We start from the raw sequence: 22,000 nt of genomic DNA, 5'->3' as shown, positions 1-22,000 counted from the left end.
GGTCAGGCTTGCCGGGAGCGGCCGAAGTCGGCCTGCGCGACCACGAACACCTCACTACGCGCCGAACCCCGCTGACGGAGCTGGTGTGGCTGCGCGGCGTCGAAGTATGCGCAGTCGCCGGCATTCAGCGTGATGACCTGGTCGGCGTAGCGCAGCTCCACCGATCCCGCGTGGACGAACACCATCTCCTGGCCGACATGAGCCGGGTGCGGATGCTCGCTGAACTCGCGGGTGGGATGAACAATGAAGGGTGACATCGCCTTTCCAAGCATGCCGGCTGCGACCGCATGGTAGCGGCCGGACGGACGGTCTCCCGCACGGTCCACCGACAACGTCGCCACTTCGGGATCTTCGGAAAACAGTTGCGCCACGTCGACGTCGAGGACACGGGCCACCTTGATCGCCACGGCAATCGACGGCGTAGAACGTTGTCGTTCGATCTTCGACAGGTAGCTCTTGGTCAGCCCGGTCGCCTCAGCCAGTTCCTCAAGCGTCATCCCCCGTTGCTGACGCACCGAGCGCAGCAGAGCACTCATCGCACCTCCTGCATTCCTGTCACCGCCAGCCGAGTTTACCGAATCACCGATCAGACACCAGGTGTCCTCGAAAGCACCGCGGCGTCCGGCGACCTGCAGCTAGGACGCGCTCGACTTTCCATCGACAGTGAAAATCATTTTCGATAGTGTGCTCGTGGGCCACTCCGATCGTGAAGCGCCCAGGGATCTAGAGAAGTTCAAACGGTGGTTTTGCCGGCTCGCATGATCTGCGCGGACCTACCAAATATTCGGGGAGGTCACATGAGGCTCAGCAGACTCCGACCGATCGCAGCGACGCTCTTCATTGCCCTGGCAGTCTTGACTCTGCTCAGCACAACCGCTGTATTCGCCTACGCTAAAACGGGACTCATCATGGGGGGTACAGGAAACCCAGGGCCGGATCTCCGTTACCTGGGCGAAGTCGACAGCCACTACATTCAGCCGAAGTTCCCTGGGACGACCTCGGTGGCGTTGTTCACCCCCGAACAAGGATTTCCGCTGACCCCCACGCTCGGCAACATGACTTTCAATCAATCAGTGGCAACAGGGGTTACATTGCTGGACGAGAACCTCCGCCAGAACCTAGCCGATGGAAACGACGTTGTCGTATTCGGGTACTCGCAGAGCGCCGTCATCGCCACCGAGGAGATCCGAGCACTGGCCGAAGCCGGCAACCCGGACACCGACAAGGTGTCCTTCATATTGGTCGGCAACCCGAACAACCCCAATGGTGGCCTATTTCAGCGCTTCAGCGGCCTCTACATTCCGATCCTCGACGAAACGTTCAACGGCGCAACGCCACCTGATACCCCGTACCCTACTGACATCTACACAATTCAATACGACGGATACGCCGACGCACCCCAGTACCCCCTGAACGTCGTATCGGATATCAACGCGATCGCGGGAGCCATACAGCAGCACTTCATCCCGACGTTCACGGCTCAGATCAACGGCACGATCCCGCCGGACACCTATCCGGTGGTACCCGGACCCGACACGGCAGTGCAGCTGCCGACATCTCCCGATTACTACGTCGACGGTGGGCAAACCCGCTACTACAAGATACTCACACAGAATCTGCCGATGTTGGAGCCGGTCCGCCTCATCCCCGGCGTGGGCAACGCGCTGGCCGAACTCGTTCAACCCAGTCTCAGGGTGGTCGTCGATCTCGGCTATGGCAACGGTTATGCAGACACCCCCACTCCGGCAGGCTTGTTTCCCAAGATCAATACGAAAACCGTGCTTGCCAACCTTGAAAAGGGTGTCAGACAAGGCATTTCCGCTGCACTTGTCGAGGTGGGCGCATTGCCGACCTCAGAACTGCCCGACAGCTATCCCTATCTACCATCTGCACATGTCCCGGGTGTCAATGAGGAGACCGACGGAACAGCCGACAACGACGTCCAAATGCGCATCGCAGGGACAGTTGTCGCGAGAGAGCAACCTCGGACCGACCGCTCGCTCAGCACAAAAATCAAGCCCCGCCGTGACGCGCAGCTCCCCCGCAGTCTGAACCCGACCATCAAGTCATTCGAAACCGGGCTCTCGGCCATAACCTCCGATGCGACCCGAAAGCCGGCAATCGTGAGAGCCACATCGGCAGCCTCCGCTAGCGGTCTTGGACCCCGGCCCACCCGGCCCGTGCACCAACCGCCCAAGCCCCGTCAGGACGGCGGGATGAAGAAAGGGCCAGCCCGCGTCAGGTCGTTGGCTGGTTCCGGCCCATCGCAGGATCGTTGATGACATCACGTTGCAGTTCATCAACCGAATCCCGCCGATCGCAGAATCGCCGACAAGTCCGCAACAATCTGCGGGCCGCTGTCTCGGACATAAAAATGATCCCCCGGGTAAGAACGTGACTGCCAACCCACTCTCGTACAGAGCTTCCAGTCCTCGGTATCAGCCGCTGTCACTTCCGGGTCGACGGCACCGTTGAAAACGTGTACGGGACAGGTAACTTGAGCGCCGTGGTCGGCCCGATAGGTCTCGACCAGGCGGAAATCCTGCCGAATGACGGGCAGAAGCATCCGCCGCAGCTCCGGGATCGCGAAGGCTTCCCGGCTCGTAGCGTCCAGATCGACCACGTGCGCGACCAAGTCATCGTCGGACGCGCGATGCCATGACTCCATACGGTTACGGTGCGGGGCGTTCACACCAGAAGCCACGAGCGCGGTGACGCTGGTTCCGGCGCGTTCGAGTGTCCGGATCGTCTCGAACGCCACGTAGCCACCCATTGAATGGCCGAATATCACCACCGCCTGCGATGACCGCACCAGAGCGTCCAATTGCTCAGCGCACTTCGACGCGAGGTCGGTCAGCGTATCAGGCATGGGATGGTCGACCAACATGTCGCGACCGGGGTAGGTAACGCCGTAAAGACCAATCTGCGTCGGCAACAACTTCGACCACTGTGCGTAGAAACGGGGGCTACCGCCCGCATGTGGAAACACTACGATGGAGTTCCTGCCTGTCGGAGCGGACAGCGGTCTGACCTCAGCAGTCAAGTCGCGCGAGTTCCGAGGCACGGATGGTCATGAGCGGTTGCGGATCGATCAGATTCACCGGACCAATCGCCGACGTGAATTCTGACCATAGTCGGGTTGCACGAATGAATCGCTGCGATAGCGGACTACGAGTGGTTTTGGTTGCAGCGACGAATTCTGTTGCAGCCCTGCGGACTGCGGAAGGCCACAGCTCATTTCTCACCACCCCGCGGGTCGGCGCGAAGCCAACACCGACGAGTTCAGTCAGCGGTCGGTCCACTTCGTCATCAGCAGGATGCAGTCTGGGGTACCACCACGTCGACCCGTGAGTGTGTTCGAGAACCAGTTCTCCCGCTGAGGTTCCTACAGCGACAGTGTGCATCAACCGGGCGTAGCCATCGGGATCGCTCGCGCACAGTTCATTCTGTACGAGAATATCGACTTGCACTGGACCCAAGTATATTCGGCCGGATGCGAACGGGCCGCCCGAGTGGTCTGCGACCACTACCCTAGCCGGGGACAGCGGCCCGACAAAACTTGCCAGCACGGTGAACAGTGGAAAGATCACCTGTAGGGAACATCGCGCGTGGACATAGTCGATCGGTGATCGCGCCGCCAATGAGCGTGCAGCGGATACGAACTGACGCACCGATTCAACGTGGCTATAGAAGTCGTTGACTGCGTACAGCACAGAATTCGCTCTTGCTGTCCGAAGCAGCGCCAAGATCTCGTCGGCGTGGACCGGTTGCTCTTGCAGAACGTGGATCCCTCGGCTCAACAACTCCTCGCTGATCTGAACGCCTTGGCCGCCAACGACACCCGAGCGCACGACGACGAAGGCAATATCCACGTCGTCCAAGTCATCGATATTTGTGTACAGCGGCACGCCGACGCTGCGGGCCAAATCCGCCGACGCCGAGGAGCCGGTTGACACCAGCGCCACCAGATCCACCGGCGAGTCCGGCAGCGACAATGCCTCGGCATACACCGCGCCGAAGGTGGCTCCGACAACCACTGCCCGAGGCCGTCGGCCGGTCGTCACAACACCCCCTCTTCGAGTGCGGACAATCTGTGAATCGGCACGATCGCCGTACCGTCGACGGAGGTTACCCGGACATCCGGCACCTCGGTGTCCAGAAATGACCACACCTCGCGGGGAACGTCCAGTTTCCAGAACGGGTACACACCCGGGGATGAGCTCAGTACGCACTGCACACCGAACGCCGTCAGCGCTCCGGTCACTCCGAAGCTATCCCGACAGCTCACCGCGAGGCTGGTGCGGCATGAATCCTGCTCCGCGACACCGGCTATCGCGAAGTAGGGATTCCGGCCGAACAGGTCAAGCTTGGCCGCAGCCAGCACATCGGATACCTCCGGCACGTCGTGACCGGTACGGTGATCGGCAGCCAGAATCTGCATTGCACGCCTTGTCCGTGGACCATCGAAAACGTTGTACCAGCTGACCTGTTCGATATCGAATTCAGCGGCAACCTCGATGGTTTCGTGGTCCAAATGCGGGTGCACGGACACCGATCCCGGGAAGAACTGTGCGGGGGGCGGCTCAGGCTCCCGACCGCGGACAGTGCGAATCTCCCCATCGCGCAACTCAGCACCCGGATGGCTATGCGGATCCCGCAGGCTCGCGAGATACTCGAGCACCGATGCCGGTGTCAAGTCTTGCAGTCCACCGCACCATACCGTGACCGCCGTCGGTTGGACGGACGCCAGCGTTCGCAGCAGCATTCCGGTCAAACCCGGCTGCACACCTGTTTGGAGCAGGATGGGCACGTCCGTTCCGATCTCACCGAGAACGTCGAACAGCGCCCGATCGCCGCCGGGGTCCACATAAGCCACCTGGGCAGCACTCGCAGCGGTTGCCAGACGAGCGCTGTGCTGAGATGACGGGCCGGCGCAGTTGACCAGGACATCGCATTGCTTCAACGCAGCAGCGACCGCCTGCTCGTCGCTGATATCGAGCGCGGTCACGTCCGAGTCCGAAGCGGTCGCCACCGCCCGCAGCCGATCCTCGTCTCGGCCCCCCAGCGTCACCACGAGATCGGCACGAGCAGCCAACGCATCAAGGCAGGACCGGCCGACCGCACCTGTGCTGCCGAGAAGCAACACTCTGGTCATACGGCGGCCCATGAGTCGGCCAGCAACTTGGCGACCGATCCTGCGTTCTCACCGCTGAGACAGTCGAAATGGTTGCCGTCGATATCCGCGATCGTGAGCTCGCCCAGACAGTATTCGCGCCAGAACGCGGTCATATCCTCTTTCAAGGTCGGTAGGAAATGTATGTCGCCTCGTTGCCGGAGAAAGCGGATGTCGCCAAGGAATGGCTCGTCTGCTCCCAGGACCACAGCGCGCAGGCTGTGTATGAAGACCGCGCGCAGTTCGGCGAGCGACTCCGGGGTCCACATCTCGCCCAGCGCACCCGACTGTGCAAGATGTTTCATTCGTTGCTCGCCTGCCTCTGCACTGCGCTCCAAGGCGGCAGCGAGCTCGGGGCGAGCAGCCTCCCGCAGCGCGCCTTCGGGTATCACCGCGGTGTGACGGGATCGCACCTCGGCGAATGCTTCGCGAATGTCGTTGTCGTCTACGTTCATGCCGAGGTCGTCCGGCGATACTCCCATGATCTGCGCGAAACAGTAGTCGAGGATGTCATGGTCTTCGATAGCGAATGGCACCCGATAGGAGCTGACCACGGTGACGGTCCCGACTTCAGTTCCGGCCTCTTGAAGGCACTTGGCGATCTCGGCTGCCAGCAGACCACCCATGCAGTAGCCCACCAAGTGGACCTTGACCGGCGTCAGCGCAGTGATCGCAGCACTGTATCGGGACGCCAGAGTTGCGAACAGCTCGGCGGGAGGGATCTGGGAGTATCCGTCACCGGCCGTCCTACGCAATCCGTAGATGTCGGGCACCTGTCCGCCTACGAAATTCAGCTGTTCGACCAAGTGCTTATAGGGATCCAGTCCGCCGCTTCCGTCGTGGACACAGACCACGATCTCAGCGTCCCTCGTATAGCCCTGTCCAGCACCGATGTACACGAGCGATGGGTCTTGCCCAGCGTCCGGATCATCGGCAGCCACTGCCCGGCCACCACCGCGGTTCACGGCCACCGCGGCGGACTCCAAGGTCGGATCCGAAACCATCGCACGCAAGAGGTCATCCCAAGCCAGCTCCGCGGCCGCATCGATCTCTCGTCGGATTCGACCGATGGTCTGCGCCAGCAGCAGGGAATCACCGCCCAGTGCAAAGAAATCGGAATCGGGCGATAGCACCGCAACCGATGGAAGATCCAGCACGCCGACCCAGATCTCACCGATACGCACCTGCATTGGGTCAAGAGCGGTCGTTGCCCTGACAGCACCACTTCCACTGGATCGGAACGCTTTTCGGATGGATTCCAACTCCGAACCGACCCTCGCTCGGTCGACTTTTCCGTTGCCTGTCAGGGGAACGGCAGGCAGACAGACGATCTGCTGAGGCACCATATAGCTGGGCAGCACCGCGCGCGCTCGCTCGGTGAGTTCGGCTGGCCACACTGCCCGCGCCTCTGATCTTGTGCCGCAGCAGAACACGTGCTGTCCGAGTTCACCCAAGGCGTGCTCAGTCGGCGGGAAGCTCCACACCTCGTCCAAAGGCGACGCTTGTAGCGCACTCTTCCACTGCGCATAAGTGAGAAACGCTGCGTTGGAACCCGAACGTGCATCAGTGAATCCGTGTAGGCCCTCTTTGAACTCCATCGAAACCATCAAAGGGTGGTTGGTAGCCGTGGCATCAATGAACACCAGCGATCCGCCCGGTGCCAACAATCGCTCTAATCCAGCGAGGGCATCATCGATGTTGACGGCATTGTGCAGCACATTTGCACACACCACGACGTCGAAGGAGACCGGTGAAAAACCTTGTTCCGCATGCGGTCTGTTGATGTCAAACAGTCGGTACTCGATGAAGTCAAGGTCACCAAATGTCTCCGCGGCTTGCTTGAGAAAGAAGGTGGAGATGTCAGTGAACGTGTACCTGACGTGATGGCCCTTCAATGACGCGACTATGCCGACGGTGGTACCGCCGACACCCGCCCCGACCTCCAAGACTCGGAGGGGACGTGCCGGTGTGCACCACTTGGCGCGTTCGGTGATGGCGGTGGCCACCACCCCGTTGGTGTACCTGCTGATCAGGTTATCGCGATAAGCCGCGGTCGCAGTGTCCAAAGTACCCTCGGGAAACAACAGCGCAAGAGGATCGGTGGTACCGGCGAGCAGGCCCGGAAGATCCGAAATACATTGTCCGACATAGTCGAGAAGGTCGTCGCCATAGTCGATCGCTGACCCCAGAATCCGCACGTGCTCCCATTGCGCCACACAAGCGGACAAGTCACGTCGCTGCAGTAACTCGATGACCAAGCCGGGATGGGACACAACCACGCCGGCTTCCTCGAGTGCATCGAGCCATCGGCGCAGCAACCTCTCGAGTCGCTGCGGCAGTGACAGACGCTCGGCGAGTTCACCGAAAGGAACGCGTTCGCCCACATCCACGACGGTGCTCAGCGCCGCGCACATGCTGTCGATCGCAGCACCGCGAGCGGCGCGTGCAAATCGATCTAGCTTCTGGACGTCAAGATCCTCGGTGTTGTTGCGGTGCGCCTGGACTGCGCCGCAGCGCACCGCTTCCGTGATCTCAATTCGGCGGGCTTTCTCCTCATCGTCTGCGGCGTCGGCGACAACAGCCGCGACCAACGTCCTGTCGCGCTGTCCTGTTCCTACGACAGTGCTCACCGCTGCGTGAACGCCGTCGAGTCGGCACAGCGCGGTATCCACCTCGGCCAGCTCGATTCTGTGCCCGTGGATCTTGACCTGGTCGTCTCGCCGCCCCAGGAATTCGATGACCCCGTCCTCTGCAAAGCGGCCGTAGTCTCCGGTGCGGTAGAGCCGCTCCCGGCTTACCGGATGGGTCACGAAGGCTGCCTCGGTACGCTTCGGATCACCCAGATAGCCCTGAGCGAGACCCAGTCCGCCGATGTGAATCTCACCTATCTGCCAGGGCGCTGCGAGTTCGCCGCGATGAGTCAGCACCCGCACACTCTGGTTCCGCATTGCGCTGCCATACGGCACGCTGCGGTGATACTCGTGCCCTGCGACTGGGTGACATACCGACCAGATCGCCGCTTCGGTCGCGCCGCCAAGGCTGAGTATGGAGGCATTCGGCGCGCACACGGCGATCTCTGCAGGCTGCGAGACCGGGATCCAATCGCCCGACAGCAGTACCCTCCGCAGCGACGGCAATGTCCGGGAACCCGACAGGTGGTCGAGCAGAAGCTGCATCTGCGCCGGGACCGAATTCCACACCGTAACACCGTGTTCGGTGATCACATCAGACCAGGACTGTGGATTGGCGCGGTCCGCGTTGTCGGCCAGTACAAGGGTGCCGCCAGCCGCGAGAATCCCGAACATGTTGTATACGGAGAGGTCAAACGTGTGCTGCGATACTCCGAGTACCGCGTCGTGCGCACCGATCCCGAGCCGGTCGTTGATGTCGGTCAAGGTGTTGACCACGGCGCCATGGCTCATCATGACCCCTTTGGGAACCCCTGTTGAGCCCGAAGTGAAGATCACGTATGCGGTGTCGTCGGCGCTGACCGCATCGTTGGACGGTGTCGGCGTGGTTACCGAGGCGGCCGACCACGAACTCGGATCGGCCAACAGTCGATCCACCTTGCCCTCTGGATCACACAGCGCGGCAAGCGAACACTGGGAAGTGATCTGTTCGACCCGGCGAGCCGGCCAGTTCACGTCGATCGGCACGTAGGCGGCGCCGCTCAGCAGCGTGCCCAAGATTGTCGCGACCTGAGCGGCCCCTTCCGGCAGCCGTACACCGACGTAATCGTGCGGCCGTACGCCACAGTCCGTCAGTTCGTCGGCAACCGCGCTCGCCGCTGCCAGCAGTTGGGCATAGGAGACAACCCGGTCGCCCTGCTTGATCGCGGGCGCGGCGGGCTGGGTGACCGCGTTGTGCAGGAACCCCGTATGAACCAGTTTCGGCTCATGCTGTGCGCGGCGCCCACCGGTCACGGTCACGTCGGGTGCTCGAACCGGTAACAGCGGCTGCTCCCAAGCACGCGAATCCACGCTGAGGCTTTCGAGAGCGCCACGAAAGTCGGCGAACGCACTGTCCAGAACCTCGGCGGGCACGGTGTAGTCCCGGGTGTCCCAGTTGACTTCCAGTACACCGTCGAACTCGCTGACCTGACAGTCGAGCAACACCTGCGGGGTCTGACTCAGACCACGGCCCTCGATCGGATGCAGCAGACGCGCCCCGACGTCACGAAAGCCATCGGGGGCACCGAGTGTCGAAGTGAATACGACCGGTGACTGTTCACCGCGGTGTTCGTCGCGTTGCCCGAGCAGCCGGGCCACGTTCACACCGCCGGCGGTCGAATGGTCCAGATCGTCGAAGAGCCGTTCGCCGACGCCGTGCAGTAGTTCCCTGAACGTTCGTTCCCCACTGACGTCCACCTCAAGTACGGAGGTGCCGGTGAAGTCACCCACCAGCTGTGCGACTGACGGGACAATGGGCTGCCGGTCCATCGTTGTCAAAGTCAGCAGGAAATGGTCACGGTCACCGTATCGACCGATGACCCTGCTGAACACCGACATGATGGCGACGTTGACCGTTGCCCCATGCTGCGCCGCATATCTACTCAGCGCGCCGAACTTGGCCTCAGACAACCTCATCGAACGCCGCGAGAACGTCGTGCCCTTCTGCGAAGCCTGCTGGACCTCTTCGGCCGGTAACGTCGGCAGGGTGACCGGTGGCGGCATGTGGTCGAGGCGGTCCTGCCAGTAAGCGAGGTCCCGCTGCCTACGATCGGTTCCAATCGCAGAACTCCGTTCGCGGACCATGTTGAGCAGATAGTCGCGGAACGTGAAATCAACTGGTGGGAGTTCACATTCAGGGTCGACCAGGCACTTTTCGAAGTCAGCCATCAATATCGAAATGCTGACAAAGTCGGCGATCAGCAGGTCGATCGACAGATGCACTACCGCGTCGTCGGGGCCGACAGTGACGACGATGTCATACATCGGGGCTTTGCCCAACGGGTAGACGCGGTTTCGCAGCTGGTGGGCGATTCTCGAACGCTCGCGCTCCACTTCGTCAGCGCTGTGACATTCGCGGACTGTCAGCCCGTCGGGCGCGTCACTGCGAATCGTCTGGTAGCCATCGGGGTGTACCTCACAGCGCAGCATGTCATGGCGATCGACGACCTTGCGCCAGGCCTCACCATAAAGCTCGGGGGCAGGCCTGGTCACGACGTAGTCAACGGCGAATTCGCCGTACCCGTGGCAGCCCACCCCGCCCCAGCGGAACGCCGACGTGCGGCCGACCAGATAGGCGGCTTGCACGTCGGTGAGTGGGAACGGCTCGAACCTGTCCTGTCGTGCACGCAGCACGGTCGTCTCGGCGTTGAGCTGAACGATGACTTCCGATTTCGCCGCTGCCAGCTGTGCTTTCAGATCCGGGCTGAGAACGTTCTGTGGTGCTCGAAAACGCACATTCGCTCCGTCTGTCCACAGCTGCACGCCAAGACTGCGCAGGTGCTCGACCAGCTCGGCCGCATTGGTTCCCGCAGGTGTGGTCATAGCACGCCCTCCTCAACTGGTCCATCGCCGACTTCGATGTGCTGGACCCTGTCCAGCTTTGCCGCAAACTCACCGATCACCGGATTGGCGAACAGCATTCGAAGCGTGGCCGATGCCGATAGCTGGCGGCTTATCTGCTCGACCACTCTCGTGGCAGCTGCCGAATCGCCCCCCAGCTGGAAGAAATTGTCATCGGGACCGACGTGAGAACGGCCGAGTGCCTCGGCGCATATTCGTGAAACATGTTGCACCATGGTCTCTTCGCCAACCGGGGGGTCGGTGGTGGCTGCGTCGTTGTGCTCGACAACTCCAGATATGACGTTCACCAGTCGGGCCAGGCCTGCCCGCGCCTGCGCAGAGGGTACCGCCTGTGCGACATAATCCCAGGACAACCGCAGGGCCCCGGCACTCTCCCACACTTGGAAGTCCAAGATCGTCTGCGGAGTCTGTGAGGCGGCGTACGCCGGCTGACCGAACTGAGGTGCGGTCCGGGTCGCTGTATCGATGAGGCCGAGACCGCTGGTGAACACGACCGGGAACAACGCCGCATCGGGTCTGCCGTGGTGGCGAAGCAATTCCCGTTGCAGCCATACGGCGTCAGCCCCGCGATGAGGCAGGTCGGTCATCAGTTGCTGTTGGATCCGGCGCGCTTGTTTCCAGATCGAGATGGACTCGTCGACGCGACACTCAAGCAACACCAACGAGGTGAAATCTCCTATGACGTGCTCGATTCCAGGAATCTCGGGATCACGATCGAACAGCGTGACGTTGATACAGAAATGATCGGTACCCGACCACTGGGCGAGGGTCACGGCGTAGGCGGTCAGCAGAAAGGACGCAACGGTAACGCCTTCGCCACGGCACAAGCGGGTGATCTCCGACCACGTTGCCCGCTCGATTGTTTCCGTGGCCCGCTCGAACCTCGGCTGCTCGATGTCGAGCAGTGTGGAGAACTGGGTAACCCGTGGCGCCTGCGGCAGTGACGCGAGACGAGCACGCCAATAGTCCCGGCTGGCTGCCAACTGCGGCAGCTCAACCTCGTCGGCGCCGGGAGACAGCTCAGGCCGGCACCGAACATAGTCTGCGAAAGATGCGGTCAAATCCGGTAGCTCATCAACTCGGCCGCCCCGATACAGGTGATCGAGCTCGGCCAAGGCGATCATCATGCTCGCACCATCAAGCATGGTGTTATCCATGCTTATCCCGACAAGCGCACGGCCGCCGGTTAGTTCCTGCACCCCGAAATCGATGCCCGAACGGATATTCAGGTCGAGCACCTGGTTGCGCATCGCGGCACGCACATCCTGATATCGGCGCACCACCGGTTCGATCGGCATGGGATGCACGACCGCGCACTCGGTCGAGGATTCAGCGGACCCTCGCGACACCGTGGTGCGCAATCCTGGGTGCCGATTGACAAGTTCGTAGGCGGCAGAAGCGAATCTCTCGGAATCGAAGGCTGCCAACTCGAACTCGAAATAGCAGTGTGCGGCGACTCCGCCGAGCACCAGTTCGGCGCCGCGCCCGGCCCGATAGGCGTTTTGGACAACGGTGAGCGGAAACCTCGCCGGGTCGTGATCTGCAGTCTGCGCCGGCCGGCCGGCCGCTGGCGGCAGGGCCGCCGTCGGCGGGCCTGCGTGAGCGGCTAACGCGCCGAGCGTCGAGTAGTTGAACAGGTCAACGAATGCGAGCCGGTTGAATCCGGCGGCCCTCAGATCGGCATACACGCGCGTTGCCACCAGGCTGTCGCCACCGAGTAGGAAGAAGTCTGCGTCGGCTCCCGGCTCATCGATGGGCAGATGACGCTGCCATACCTCGGCGATCGTCGCGATCGTCTTGGCGTCGGCAGCCACCGGCTGCTCCGGCCAGGGCGGACGTAAGTCCGTAGTGCGGCGCGGGTTTCCGCCACGGTGTCGGACGCCACGCGGACGGTGGGCCAAGACCGTCACACCTGTGCCGTCCTGCACCATCTGTGCGGGTTTCCACCCATGGTCTGCCAGAAGACGCCACCATTGATCAGCCGGACGTAGCACCTCTGACTCCGGCGACACCAGACCCGGGTCGAGCACAGCTGCGCTCACCAAGGTGGCGGGTGCGATGTCGGTGTTCTCCAGAACCCACAACCAGCCGCCGCCGGACATCGAGATGTCGTCGAGCATCGTTCCCACTCCAGACAGCTGATGCAGTGAGCCACAACAAATCACCACATCGATCTCGTCATCGGATACTCTTTCGAGGTGTCGTGTCGGAACCGAGACGCTGCGCTCACGCGCCATCTCGGCCAACACCGGACTCGGTTCAAGACACAGATATTCTTCGACCACCGGCCCGACCGCCTCCGTCAGGTATTGGGTGATCAATCCGGTACGGGAGCCGACTTCCATGACGCGAAGTCTCCGGCCGACTGTTCGGGCATGCGTGAACACCCGCTCGGTCAGGCCGTCGAGGGCTGCGCGTGTGCGGCCATCAGCCAACAGCATCGCCTCCGGGGCCAGCCGGGGGTCACCGATGAGGGTCTGTGACGACACGGCTCCAGTAACGATGTCGACCAACCGGATGGCGGCACGCTCGACTTCCGGATCGTTCGGTTCGGATGCGCTGCAGGGCAGAGCTTGCCAACACTTCACCAGTGATGCGTACCTCGGCAGAACACGTTCGGATGCACAGTTGTGCACCGCTCGTGCGATCACCGCACTCGCCCAGTCCGATTCGGCGGGGGGTTCGATCCGCGACGGCGGCGTCGGCGAGCGGTCGACGCGACCGGTGTACCTTCGCACCTCGACTTCGAAAGTCGAGAACGCCGTCGCGAGTGGCGCTTCGGCGAGCACGTCGACAGCGACGTCCCAGCTCAGCCGGATACCTGCGGCGTCATCCTCCACCTGACAATCCAGCCAGACACCCGGCGTCTGCGTCAGTGCCCGGGTACACCTCAAACCATTTGGATTCTGTCGGCTGAGCCCGATGGTGCTGGTGAACACCACTGGATACCCGCCCATGGACCTGGACACGGCGAGATCGCCCGTGGCGTCATCGTCCTGGCCTATCGCATGCCACAGTTGTTCTTGCGCCACAGCCAGTGCTTCAGTGGACCCCGGTTGCACCGCAACATAATCGACCCCACACAACGCCAGCCGGGTGAAGTTTCCCAGGACTTCGCGATCGACCGGAGCATAGTCCGGCCTGTGCGACCGTGGGACGGTCACCGCGAAGCGTTCTCCCGCTCCGATCGAATGCAGTGCCCGGATGAAGGTCTCGAAGATCAGCGCCGTCGGCGTGACGTTAAGCTGCACCGCGCGATTGCGTAGCGCAGCCGCGTCATGCTCGTCGAGGGTGAAGCTGCGCCGCACAAAAAATGCTCGTGTCGATGAGTCCGGCCGATCTTCGCGCAGCGGAAGCATCGGCGGACCGTCGGCATCACTTTCTGCAGCTGCGACGCTGCGCCGGCTGTCGTCGACAAACCGAGTAAAGACGCTGGCCGACGGATCAATCGGCCGGGGCCGATCCCGTTGCTCGTAGTCGGCGATAATCGTCGTAACCACAGTGGACAGACTGCGTGCGTCCAGACCCAGATAGCTGATGAGAAGACCAATGTTTCGCGGCGACCGCGATGGGGCGAAGCATTGAATCACCGGAACCGAATACGGGTCGAATCGGGCACGGGACAGGTGCCGTAGCAGTGCGTCGGGGTCGTCGTGCTCGGAGTCCAGCAGGTGAACGGTTATCGGCCTGGGGCCAGGGTGCACGATCTGCGTGGTGTCCGATGCCAGAGCGCACCGCAACATGGCGAACTCCTCGACGCACCCGTCGAGGACACGTGTGAACCGGTCCAATTCGATAGCCGGCGAGTCCGCTGCGACCGATAAGACAATCGAGAAGTAGGTGGGCGCGCGCGTGGTCCCGTTGAGACCGGACGCCCCGAGTGCATAAGCTTGTTGCAGCCTGGTCAGGGGAAATTCGTCGGTGGGCTCCCCTGGTTCGAAGTCAACGACGACATCTTCGCAAGTGCTGCCGATCGCGCACGTCACACTGAACTGGGCCAGCGTCTGATGGCTGAGGAGATGGCCGACCTCAGCGCCTACCAATCCCTTTCGCCGCAACCGGGATACCACCTCCGTAGCGCGCAAGCTGTCGCCACCATGGGCGAAGAAATTGTCGTCACGGGTTGTGATCGACACACCGAGTACATCGGACCACACTTCGGCCACCACCTGCTCGATCTCGGTCAGGCCCAGTTCGGCACCGTGCGCCAATGACACTCGCACGGCCGCCTCCACATCGGCTGCCGCTCGGACCCGGTCGACCTTTCCATTGACGTTGACCGGCAACCGATCGCACGAGATGTATGCCTTGGGCACCATGTACTGGGGCAACCGCTCGATGAGGTAGGAACGTAGCTCGTCGTGGAAGTCGGCCCCGGACGGCACGGCTCCGTCCGGCACGGCTCCGGCGGACGGAACCACCGCAGCGCCCAAGGCGGTGCGGTCGAGGATCGGTGTGACCACGGCGGACTCGACCAGCGGGTGTCTGCGTAGCGTGTGCTCGATCTCGCCGCACTCCACCCGATGGCCGCGAATCTTGACCTGGGAGTCGGCCCGACCGAGAAACTGCAATGTGCCGTCGCGCCAGTAGCATCCGAGATCACCGGTCCGATACCATCGGACGCCTGCAGCGTCCCGGCGGAATCGCTCCGCGGTGAGGTCCGGCGCGTTGTGATATCCCAACGCGACACCTGCTCCACCGATCCACAGCTCACCTGCGACGTAGTCGGGACAGTCGTGCCCTTCGGCATCTACGACGCGGAACATCTGGTTCGCCAGGGGATACCCGTACGGCACCGAGGTCCAGGTCGGGTCTAGATCTTCGACGATGAACTCGTTGGACCAGATCGCGGCTTCGGTTGCCCCGCCCATCGCTACCAGGCGGGCTCGTGGGGCGGCCCGCTGGAGACGGCCGGGCATGTCCAACGGTATCCAGTCACCCGAAAGAAAGACCGATCGCAAGCTGGACAGCGCCGGCGGTTCATGCGACGTTGCAACCAACAGCATGTCCATCAGGCCAGGAACCGAATTCCAGGTGGTTATGCCGAATTCGGTGATCAGAGACGCCCAGTGGAATGCGTCGCGCCGACTGTCCTCTGAGATGGTGACGATGGTTGCACCACAGTTCAGTGGGCCGAAGATGTCGTACACACTGAGGTCGAAGTCGAGCGCAGAGACCGCAAGGATCGAGTCATCGGCGCTGATCATGTTGCGCCGGTTGATATCTGTGATCGTATTCAGCGCAGCGCCATGCGAGATCACCACGCCTTTGGGCTCTCCGGTCGATCCAGACGTGTAGATCACGTACGCAGGATCATCCGGGTCGACGCCACGCGGTAACGCAACCTCGTAACTGGTCATGGCCGACAGTTCGTGGACTACGACACCGGCAACGGCGGCGTTGTCGTCGACTCGCAGCAGTCCGGATACTCCTGCCTTCGCACAGATCGCGCGTAACCGCTCCGGTGGTTGGTCAATTGCGAGGGGTAAGTATGCGCAGCCGGCCATCATGACGCCCAGTACGGCCACTATCTGCGCAGGCCCCTTGGCAAGCTGAATGCCGACGACCGAACCAGGTTGGTGGCGCTCGGCCACCGCAGCCGCCACCCGGCCACCAAGATCTGCGAGTGTGCCGTAAGTGAGGTCAGCGCGAGGACCTGCGATGGGATCCTTATCGTCTGCGGACGAGTACTCATCCGGATGCCAACGCACGGCAACTCGGTTGGGGCTCGACTTTGCGATTTGTAGGAAGCCGTCGTAGAGCAAGCCCGATTCGGCCGGCATTGTGGTGGCGTTGCGCTGGTTTCTAATCTGGTGGGAGTGGGCGGAGAGGTCGATGGAGATCGGCGTCCCCCAGTCGCGACGTCGGAGACAGTTCAGTTGCGCGACATAGGCTTCGAACATGTCGTCGACGACGCCATCGGGAAAGCACCCGGCGCGGTAGTCCCACGACAACACCACATCGTCGTCGATCATGCACGCCTGGTTGTCGATGAGCACCTGAGGTGTCGTCGAACGAACGTGACTAACCCTACCCAAGGTGTCTGTTTCACAGGCAGTCAGAATCGGATCGTCTGCCGCGTAGGTGAATACCACCGGCACAATTCCCGAGTGTCCGGTCCCCGCGCGGAGCGCAGCGCCGAGTAGGTCGGTCGATTCTGGGCCCTGGAGAGCATCTCGAAGCGAACGCTGAACACTGCGAACGTAATCGACAAGAGTCTGGCCCCGTGAAGACGGTGCGCGAAGAAGGTGGGTCTTCGTGAAATCACCTATCAGATCGGCATTTTCAGGAGCTCTACCGAACGTCGTCACGTTGACGACGAAGTCTTCGCTGCTGGACCACCGCCGAAGAATGAGCGTGTAGATCGCCAGGAACGCGGCTGCGCGCGTCACTCCGTGCGCATGGCATGCGTCGTCGATCTCCCGCAGCGTCGCCGCGGTCAGGGTGTGTTGGTGTCGGCGGAACGAGATCTCGGGTTCTTCGACTTGCGGTAGCTGCGGACCTTCGACGAGCGACTCCACCTGCACATCTGCCAAAGAGGATGTGCGCACAACACGGGTGCGTAGCGATCTCTGCGACGAAACCTCTCGGTCACCGCGGTAGATCGCGGCCAGGTCGCGGAGCAAGATGCCGATACCGGTGAGGTCAGTCGCAATGAGATCGACTGCGAAGTGCAACACGCTGTGGCTCGGGAACCGACTCAGCTCCACAGTCCAGGTGTCACCGGTTTCGATGTCGAATCGGTGTGTGCGGAGCCGGTATCGAACCTCCTCGAGGTGTGTGTCACAAGTTGTCTCGTCCGCCTCGACAAGGTCGTGCACGCGTAAGGGTTCCTGGTGGATATTCGCATCCACGACAAACCGACCTGCCTCGGGAAAGCGAGCACGCAGCATGGGGTGGCGAGAAGCCATCACGTCAAGCGCTCTTTCCAAGCGCGAGGCGTCGAGGCGCACTCCGGCGAGCTCAAAGTACGTCTGGCAGCCGACACCTCCCAGAGGTTGTTCCGCCCCACGCCCCACCCAGTAAGCCCGCTGCAATGCCGTTGCCGTCCCGACATCCGGGGAGGCCCAGCCGGAGTCGCCGGTCTCGTCCATCAGCGCAGAGTCGAACAGTCGCTGCCAGCCGCGCAGCGTTGGATCCGCATACAAGTCAGCGAAATCCAGATATCGCGATTGGGAGTACGCCCAATTGACAATCTGGGCTGTCATTACCGACGTGAGCCCAAGTGCGACCAAGTCTGTGTCCGGCGACAAATCTTCGACATGCACCGCCAGAAGGTCGGCGACGGTCTTGGCCAGCACTGACCCGGAAGAATCCTGGGGTGCTACGCCGATGGCGGGTGACTGCGACGAGCTTCGGAACTCGTAGAGAATGTCGAACTCTCCGGCGACGAGCCGATTGAGCGTCTCACGCCGCCTGATCTTTCCTGACGTGGTCGTCGGTAGCGACCGAGGCGCGACCCAGACGATCCGGTCCGGCGCTGTTTGGTGGTTCGCCAGCACTCTGCGGCGCAGAACCCGACTGAAGTCCCCCAGGTCTTCCGGTGAGGATTCAGTCTCTACGACCAGCCACCAGGCGTCCTCGGCCTGACCGTGCTCTGGCTGTATCGCGCAGGCACCGCCGGGCGCGACACCGCACGCCGCGGTCTCCGCAGTGGACTCGATGTCGTTGGGGAAGTGGTTCGTGCCACCGACCAGAATGAGGTCGCGGTACCGTCCGCAGATGTAAAGTTCGCCCTGGTGGGTGAATCCAGCATCACCTGTGCGGAGATATGGCCCGGTCCCTTCTCGGGTTGTCGCATGGAAGATTTCGTCGGTCTCCTCCGGTCGGCGCCAGTAGCCTTCCGGCAAACCAGGGCCGCTCAACCAGATCTCGCCGACCTTGCCCTCACCGAGAAACGTATGCGCGACCGGATCGACGATTCGGACATCCCAACCGTACGTCGAGTCACCACAGCTCACCAGGGTTCGCGAACGCCGTTCAGCTGCTTCAGAAGTGGTCACCTCAAGGGCGCGGCCCCGTTCGAGTTTGTTTGCGTCGAAGTGCGTCTCCACCCACGGCCGCGGACCGTCTGAGCCCGATACCCCCAGGCCGGCCTCGGCGAGGCCGTATTGCGGCGCGATCGCGTCGTCACGTAGACCGGCAGACCGGAACTTGGAGCCGAACGCCCGGAGCGTTGAGCTACGGATGGGCTCAGCGCCGTTGGTGGCAAGACGCAGAGAATCCAGGTTCAACGTCTCGATCGACCTGTCATCGAACGCATCGATACAGCGCCGATACGCGAAATCTGGTCCACTGATCCAGTTCCCGCGAGTACTGCTGACGGTTTCGAGCCAGATCCGCGGATTGCGGACGAACTCGTGCGGAGGGATGAGGGTGGCGGTGCCGCCGTTGAGCAGAGGCATCAATGCTCCCCAGATGATGCCCATGTCGTGGTAGAGCGGCAGCCAACTGACAGTGTGCACGTCATCGGGCCGGTTCCACGCCCTCAAGCCGATCGCAGCCTGACGCAGAATGGATGCGTGAGTATTGATTATTCCCTTCGGGTTTCCAGTCGACCCCGACGAATACTGGAGAAATGCAGCATCATTGGCACTTATCGCCTGTTGCCGATTCGGCACACTGCCACCGATGACCGAATCCGGTGTGCGAACTGACAGCCGTCCCAAGACGTGGTCACGTTCGATTACGTCGACGATGTCCGAGCACGTGTACACCGCCCCCGGTTCACAATCACGCAGTATGCTCTGCGCTCGGGCGAGGAATCGCTCAGGCGCGCGCATTGAGGGCAGATACACCGGGACTGGAACCAGCCCCGCGATCAGCGCGGCAAAGAACCCCGCCACGTAATCGATACCGCCCGGCATGAGCATGGGCACACGTGAACCTCGCACAAGATCGGCAAAAGCTTTGTCTCGGATGCGATTCGCTCGATCCCAGAGTTGCTGATACGTCATCTCTTCGACACCCTGTTCGCTGACATTTCGCAGCGCGACAACGTGTGGCCTCAGCTTCACCCACTCAGCCAGTACGTCGGGCACAGTACTGCCAGCGGCCTGAGCCACTGCCTGGGTCGCTCCGGAGTTGGTCATCTTCGGAGTTGGCCTCCATCTTCTGCTCGCTCCGCTTCACAAAGGCAGTAGCGAGACTGCGGATCGATACGAACAGTCCGGTTCATGCAGGACGTGCCGCCCGCCCGCAGCGTCCTGCGGGGTACTATGCATGTTATTGAAAATGATTATCATTGTCGAATGACGCTGTGCAGGACACCTCGGTGACTGTTCAGCGAATCACCATGCGTTCTGCGGGATTTGACGCACAGGACAGTCGACCAGGTGTCCACGCAGCGACATCGAGTGTTCCAGAAATTATTACGCGCATATGCGTATGAAAGGCGCCGATGAAGAAGACCAAACCCCAACTGGGCGAAGTGCAGGAGACCCTGCTGATACCGCTCTACGGCCGCGCACTGGACGCGCGCACGCGGCATCCACTCCTCAACGACACACGCGCTCGCGAGTTGGTCGAGGCCCTTGACTACGACTTTGACAAGTTCCGGGGTGGGTCACTACCTGGTTCGGTGATCCGCACCGCCATCTTCGATGGCTGGGTCCGCCAGTTCCTGGACCATCACCCCACTGGCACCGTCATCGAAGTCGGCACCGGATTGAACACCCGCTTCGAACGAGTCGACAACGGTCAGGCTCACTGGTTCGATGTCGATTTGGGTGACGCCATCGATCTGCGCCGACGATACTTTGCCGACACGGAAAGACGTTCCATGGTCGTTGGTTCGGTGCTCGACACTGACTGGTTCGATACTGTCAGCGCCACTGGTGGCCCTTACTTCTTCGTCGCCGAAGCCGTGCTGCTCTACTTCACGGAGATGCAGGTACGCGAAGCGATCGGGAATCTGGCGACTAGGTTCCCGCGATCAGAAATTGCGTTCGACACCGGTAATGCCAAGATGTTGGCCAATCAGGACCGAAACGGCGCCATGAAGAAGGTGGCTGCGCGAATGAAATGGGTTTGCGAGGACCCTCACATGTTGGAGCGCTGGGGTTTATGCCTACTCGACAGCCGCACATTCGCCACCCCGCAACCAGAGATCCTCAGGACCTGGCCGGCCCGTTACCGTTATGGCATGCAGTTGATGGCGCGGCTCATGCCTTCGGTTGTCAATAGCTACCGACTCAACGTGTTTCGATTCGAAGCCTCGCCATAAACGACGAAGCGGTGACGTTTTCTCGGGAACTTAGTCGGTACGCTCCGACGCGATGTTCCAGGGTGGGAACGGATCAGGGAACCGCAGCCACGATTCTGGGCCTCCCTCGAACTCCTCGTCGCTCAGCATCGCATCGTCCAGTGCGGCGCATAGGCCGTCACCGTCCAAATCCAGTCCGATGAACGCCAATTCCTGCCCGATCGCCAGCATCTCTTCGTCAGCGCCGAGGGTGCCGTCGACTGCAAGGGGAGCCAGCACGACCATGCGGCCGACGTGATCCCACTGCGCGACAACATTGGGCCGGCTCGCAAGTCGGCAGAATCCCACTGAGCGGATCACCTTCCCGAAACAGCCTGATTCGATGGTGTAGAGCAGTCGCTCCATTCGGAGCGGGTGCAGCGGCCGCAAGTGCTCGTAGCGCAGCGCGCTCACTCGCGTGTCGGTCATGCGGGGATCGAAGTCGCCGTTGACGAGATGCACCCACCCCGGGCGGTCTTGGCCTGAAGTGTAGGGGGAACTTGTCGGAGGAAACGGGAGATCGTCACTGTGCAGGCTCAGGTGCGCCTGCGGGCTGAGGTGACTGATGAGCGCCATCAGCGCCGATAGTCGCCCAGTGGGAAGCGATGTCCAGTTGACAAGCACGACGGCCGACGCATACTCGATCTTCCGGGCGATCAATAGCGCAGCCGCCGTCACGTCGTGCGTGTTCGCTGGTGACGTCGCTACGTAGTCATCCCGATCAAGGTCATCGAGTAAGTGAACGGCGTCTACGACACAGACGATGGCCGCCAAACGAATGGGACTGTCGCCTGCTGCCACCGCACCAATCAGCTCTAGGACATCGGTATCGGCGGGGAAATCCACCACCGTGCCCGTGGTGCATCTGCGCCACTTGAGCTGGTCGATCGCCTCGCTGATCGGATCAGAATCGCCAAGATCGGAGACGACAAGGAAACTCCGATTGGACATGTCGGCCAATCGCTTGGCGTGACGCAGGCGCTCCGGTCCGCATGCTCCGACCACTGCGACCATGTCCACGACGTCCACCAGTGCCTGTCCTTCTCCCGCTGT

At 61.9% G+C, this 22,000-nt stretch carries 9 protein-coding genes; 2 read left to right on the top strand and 7 right to left on the bottom strand.

Going from position 1 to position 22,000, the window contains the following annotated elements; translation table 11 throughout:
- Window positions 1–2: 2 nt before the first annotated feature.
- Window positions 3–536: a helix-turn-helix domain-containing protein gene (locus H276_RS0120780; protein ID WP_019973213.1), complete on the bottom strand. Its 534-nt coding sequence runs from the start codon at window positions 534–536 to the stop codon at window positions 3–5.
- A 261-nt stretch (window positions 537–797) separates the two neighbouring features.
- Here H276_RS0120780 and H276_RS23395 point away from each other — a divergent pair, with 261 nt between their 5' ends.
- Window positions 798–2,279, top strand: a complete 1,482-nt coding sequence (locus H276_RS23395) for a PE-PPE domain-containing protein (protein ID WP_196807968.1) — start codon at window positions 798–800, stop codon at window positions 2,277–2,279.
- A 20-nt stretch (window positions 2,280–2,299) separates the two neighbouring features.
- On the opposite strand, the gene H276_RS0120770 is transcribed toward H276_RS23395, so the two are convergent.
- The 5 genes from H276_RS0120770 to H276_RS23385 are packed head-to-tail and all read right to left on the bottom strand — an operon-like array spanning window position 2,300 to window position 19,796.
- Window positions 2,300–2,989 carry a thioesterase II family protein gene (locus H276_RS0120770; protein WP_255327488.1) on the bottom strand — a complete coding sequence of 230 codons (690 nt, stop codon included), beginning with the start codon at window positions 2,987–2,989 and terminating at the stop codon, window positions 2,300–2,302.
- 43 nt (window positions 2,990–3,032) lie between these two features.
- Window positions 3,033–4,037 (bottom strand): Gfo/Idh/MocA family oxidoreductase, encoded by a 1,005-nt coding sequence (locus H276_RS0120765; protein WP_019973210.1) that lies wholly within the window; start codon window positions 4,035–4,037, stop codon window positions 3,033–3,035.
- A 23-nt stretch (window positions 4,038–4,060) separates the two neighbouring features.
- Complete coding sequence (locus H276_RS23390; protein ID WP_036461497.1) at window positions 4,061–5,155, bottom strand: saccharopine dehydrogenase NADP-binding domain-containing protein; 1,095 nt, start codon at window positions 5,153–5,155, stop codon at window positions 4,061–4,063.
- Window positions 5,152–10,665 carry a non-ribosomal peptide synthetase gene (locus H276_RS0120755; protein WP_019973208.1) on the bottom strand — a complete coding sequence of 1,838 codons (5,514 nt, stop codon included), beginning with the start codon at window positions 10,663–10,665 and terminating at the stop codon, window positions 5,152–5,154. Before H276_RS0120755 ends, H276_RS23390 begins: the two co-directional genes overlap by 4 nt.
- On the bottom strand, window positions 10,662–19,796 hold the full coding sequence (locus H276_RS23385) for a non-ribosomal peptide synthetase (protein WP_019973207.1): 9,135 nt from the start codon (window positions 19,794–19,796) through the stop codon (window positions 10,662–10,664). The genes H276_RS0120755 and H276_RS23385 overlap by 4 nt, the downstream gene beginning before the upstream one ends.
- 308 nt (window positions 19,797–20,104) lie before the next feature.
- Between H276_RS23385 and H276_RS0120745 the strand changes: the two genes are divergently transcribed.
- Complete coding sequence (locus tag H276_RS0120745; protein WP_019973206.1) at window positions 20,105–20,929, top strand: class I SAM-dependent methyltransferase; 825 nt, start codon at window positions 20,105–20,107, stop codon at window positions 20,927–20,929.
- Window positions 20,930–20,959: 30 nt separating this feature from the next.
- Here H276_RS0120745 and H276_RS0120740 read toward each other — a convergent pair whose 3' ends face one another.
- Window positions 20,960–21,976: a GTP-binding protein gene (locus H276_RS0120740; RefSeq protein WP_019973205.1), complete on the bottom strand. Its 1,017-nt coding sequence runs from the start codon at window positions 21,974–21,976 to the stop codon at window positions 20,960–20,962.
- Window positions 21,977–22,000 lie beyond the last annotated feature (24 nt).

The sequence above is a fragment of the Mycobacterium sp. 141 genome (assembly GCF_000382405.1).
Lineage (GTDB): Bacteria > Actinomycetota > Actinomycetes > Mycobacteriales > Mycobacteriaceae > Mycobacterium.
Note: the sequence above shows the minus strand (reverse complement) of the source record. Positions and strands in the feature narration are given on the sequence as shown.

Bases quoted from the DNA above. Each gene is read 5' to 3' on its own strand.
- H276_RS0120755 (WP_019973208.1), bottom strand. From the start codon at position 10,665: ATGACCACACCTGCGGGAACCAATGCGGCCGAGCTGGTCGAGCACCTG.
- H276_RS0120780 (WP_019973213.1), bottom strand. From the start codon at position 536: ATGAGTGCTCTGCTGCGCTCGGTGCGTCAGCAACGGGGGATGACGCTT.
- H276_RS23395 (WP_196807968.1), top strand. From the start codon at position 798: ATGAGGCTCAGCAGACTCCGACCGATCGCAGCGACGCTCTTCATTGCC.
- H276_RS0120745 (WP_019973206.1), top strand. From the start codon at position 20,105: ATGAAGAAGACCAAACCCCAACTGGGCGAAGTGCAGGAGACCCTGCTG.
- H276_RS23385 (WP_019973207.1), bottom strand. From the start codon at position 19,796: ATGACCAACTCCGGAGCGACCCAGGCAGTGGCTCAGGCCGCTGGCAGT.
- H276_RS23390 (WP_036461497.1), bottom strand. From the start codon at position 5,155: ATGACCAGAGTGTTGCTTCTCGGCAGCACAGGTGCGGTCGGCCGGTCC.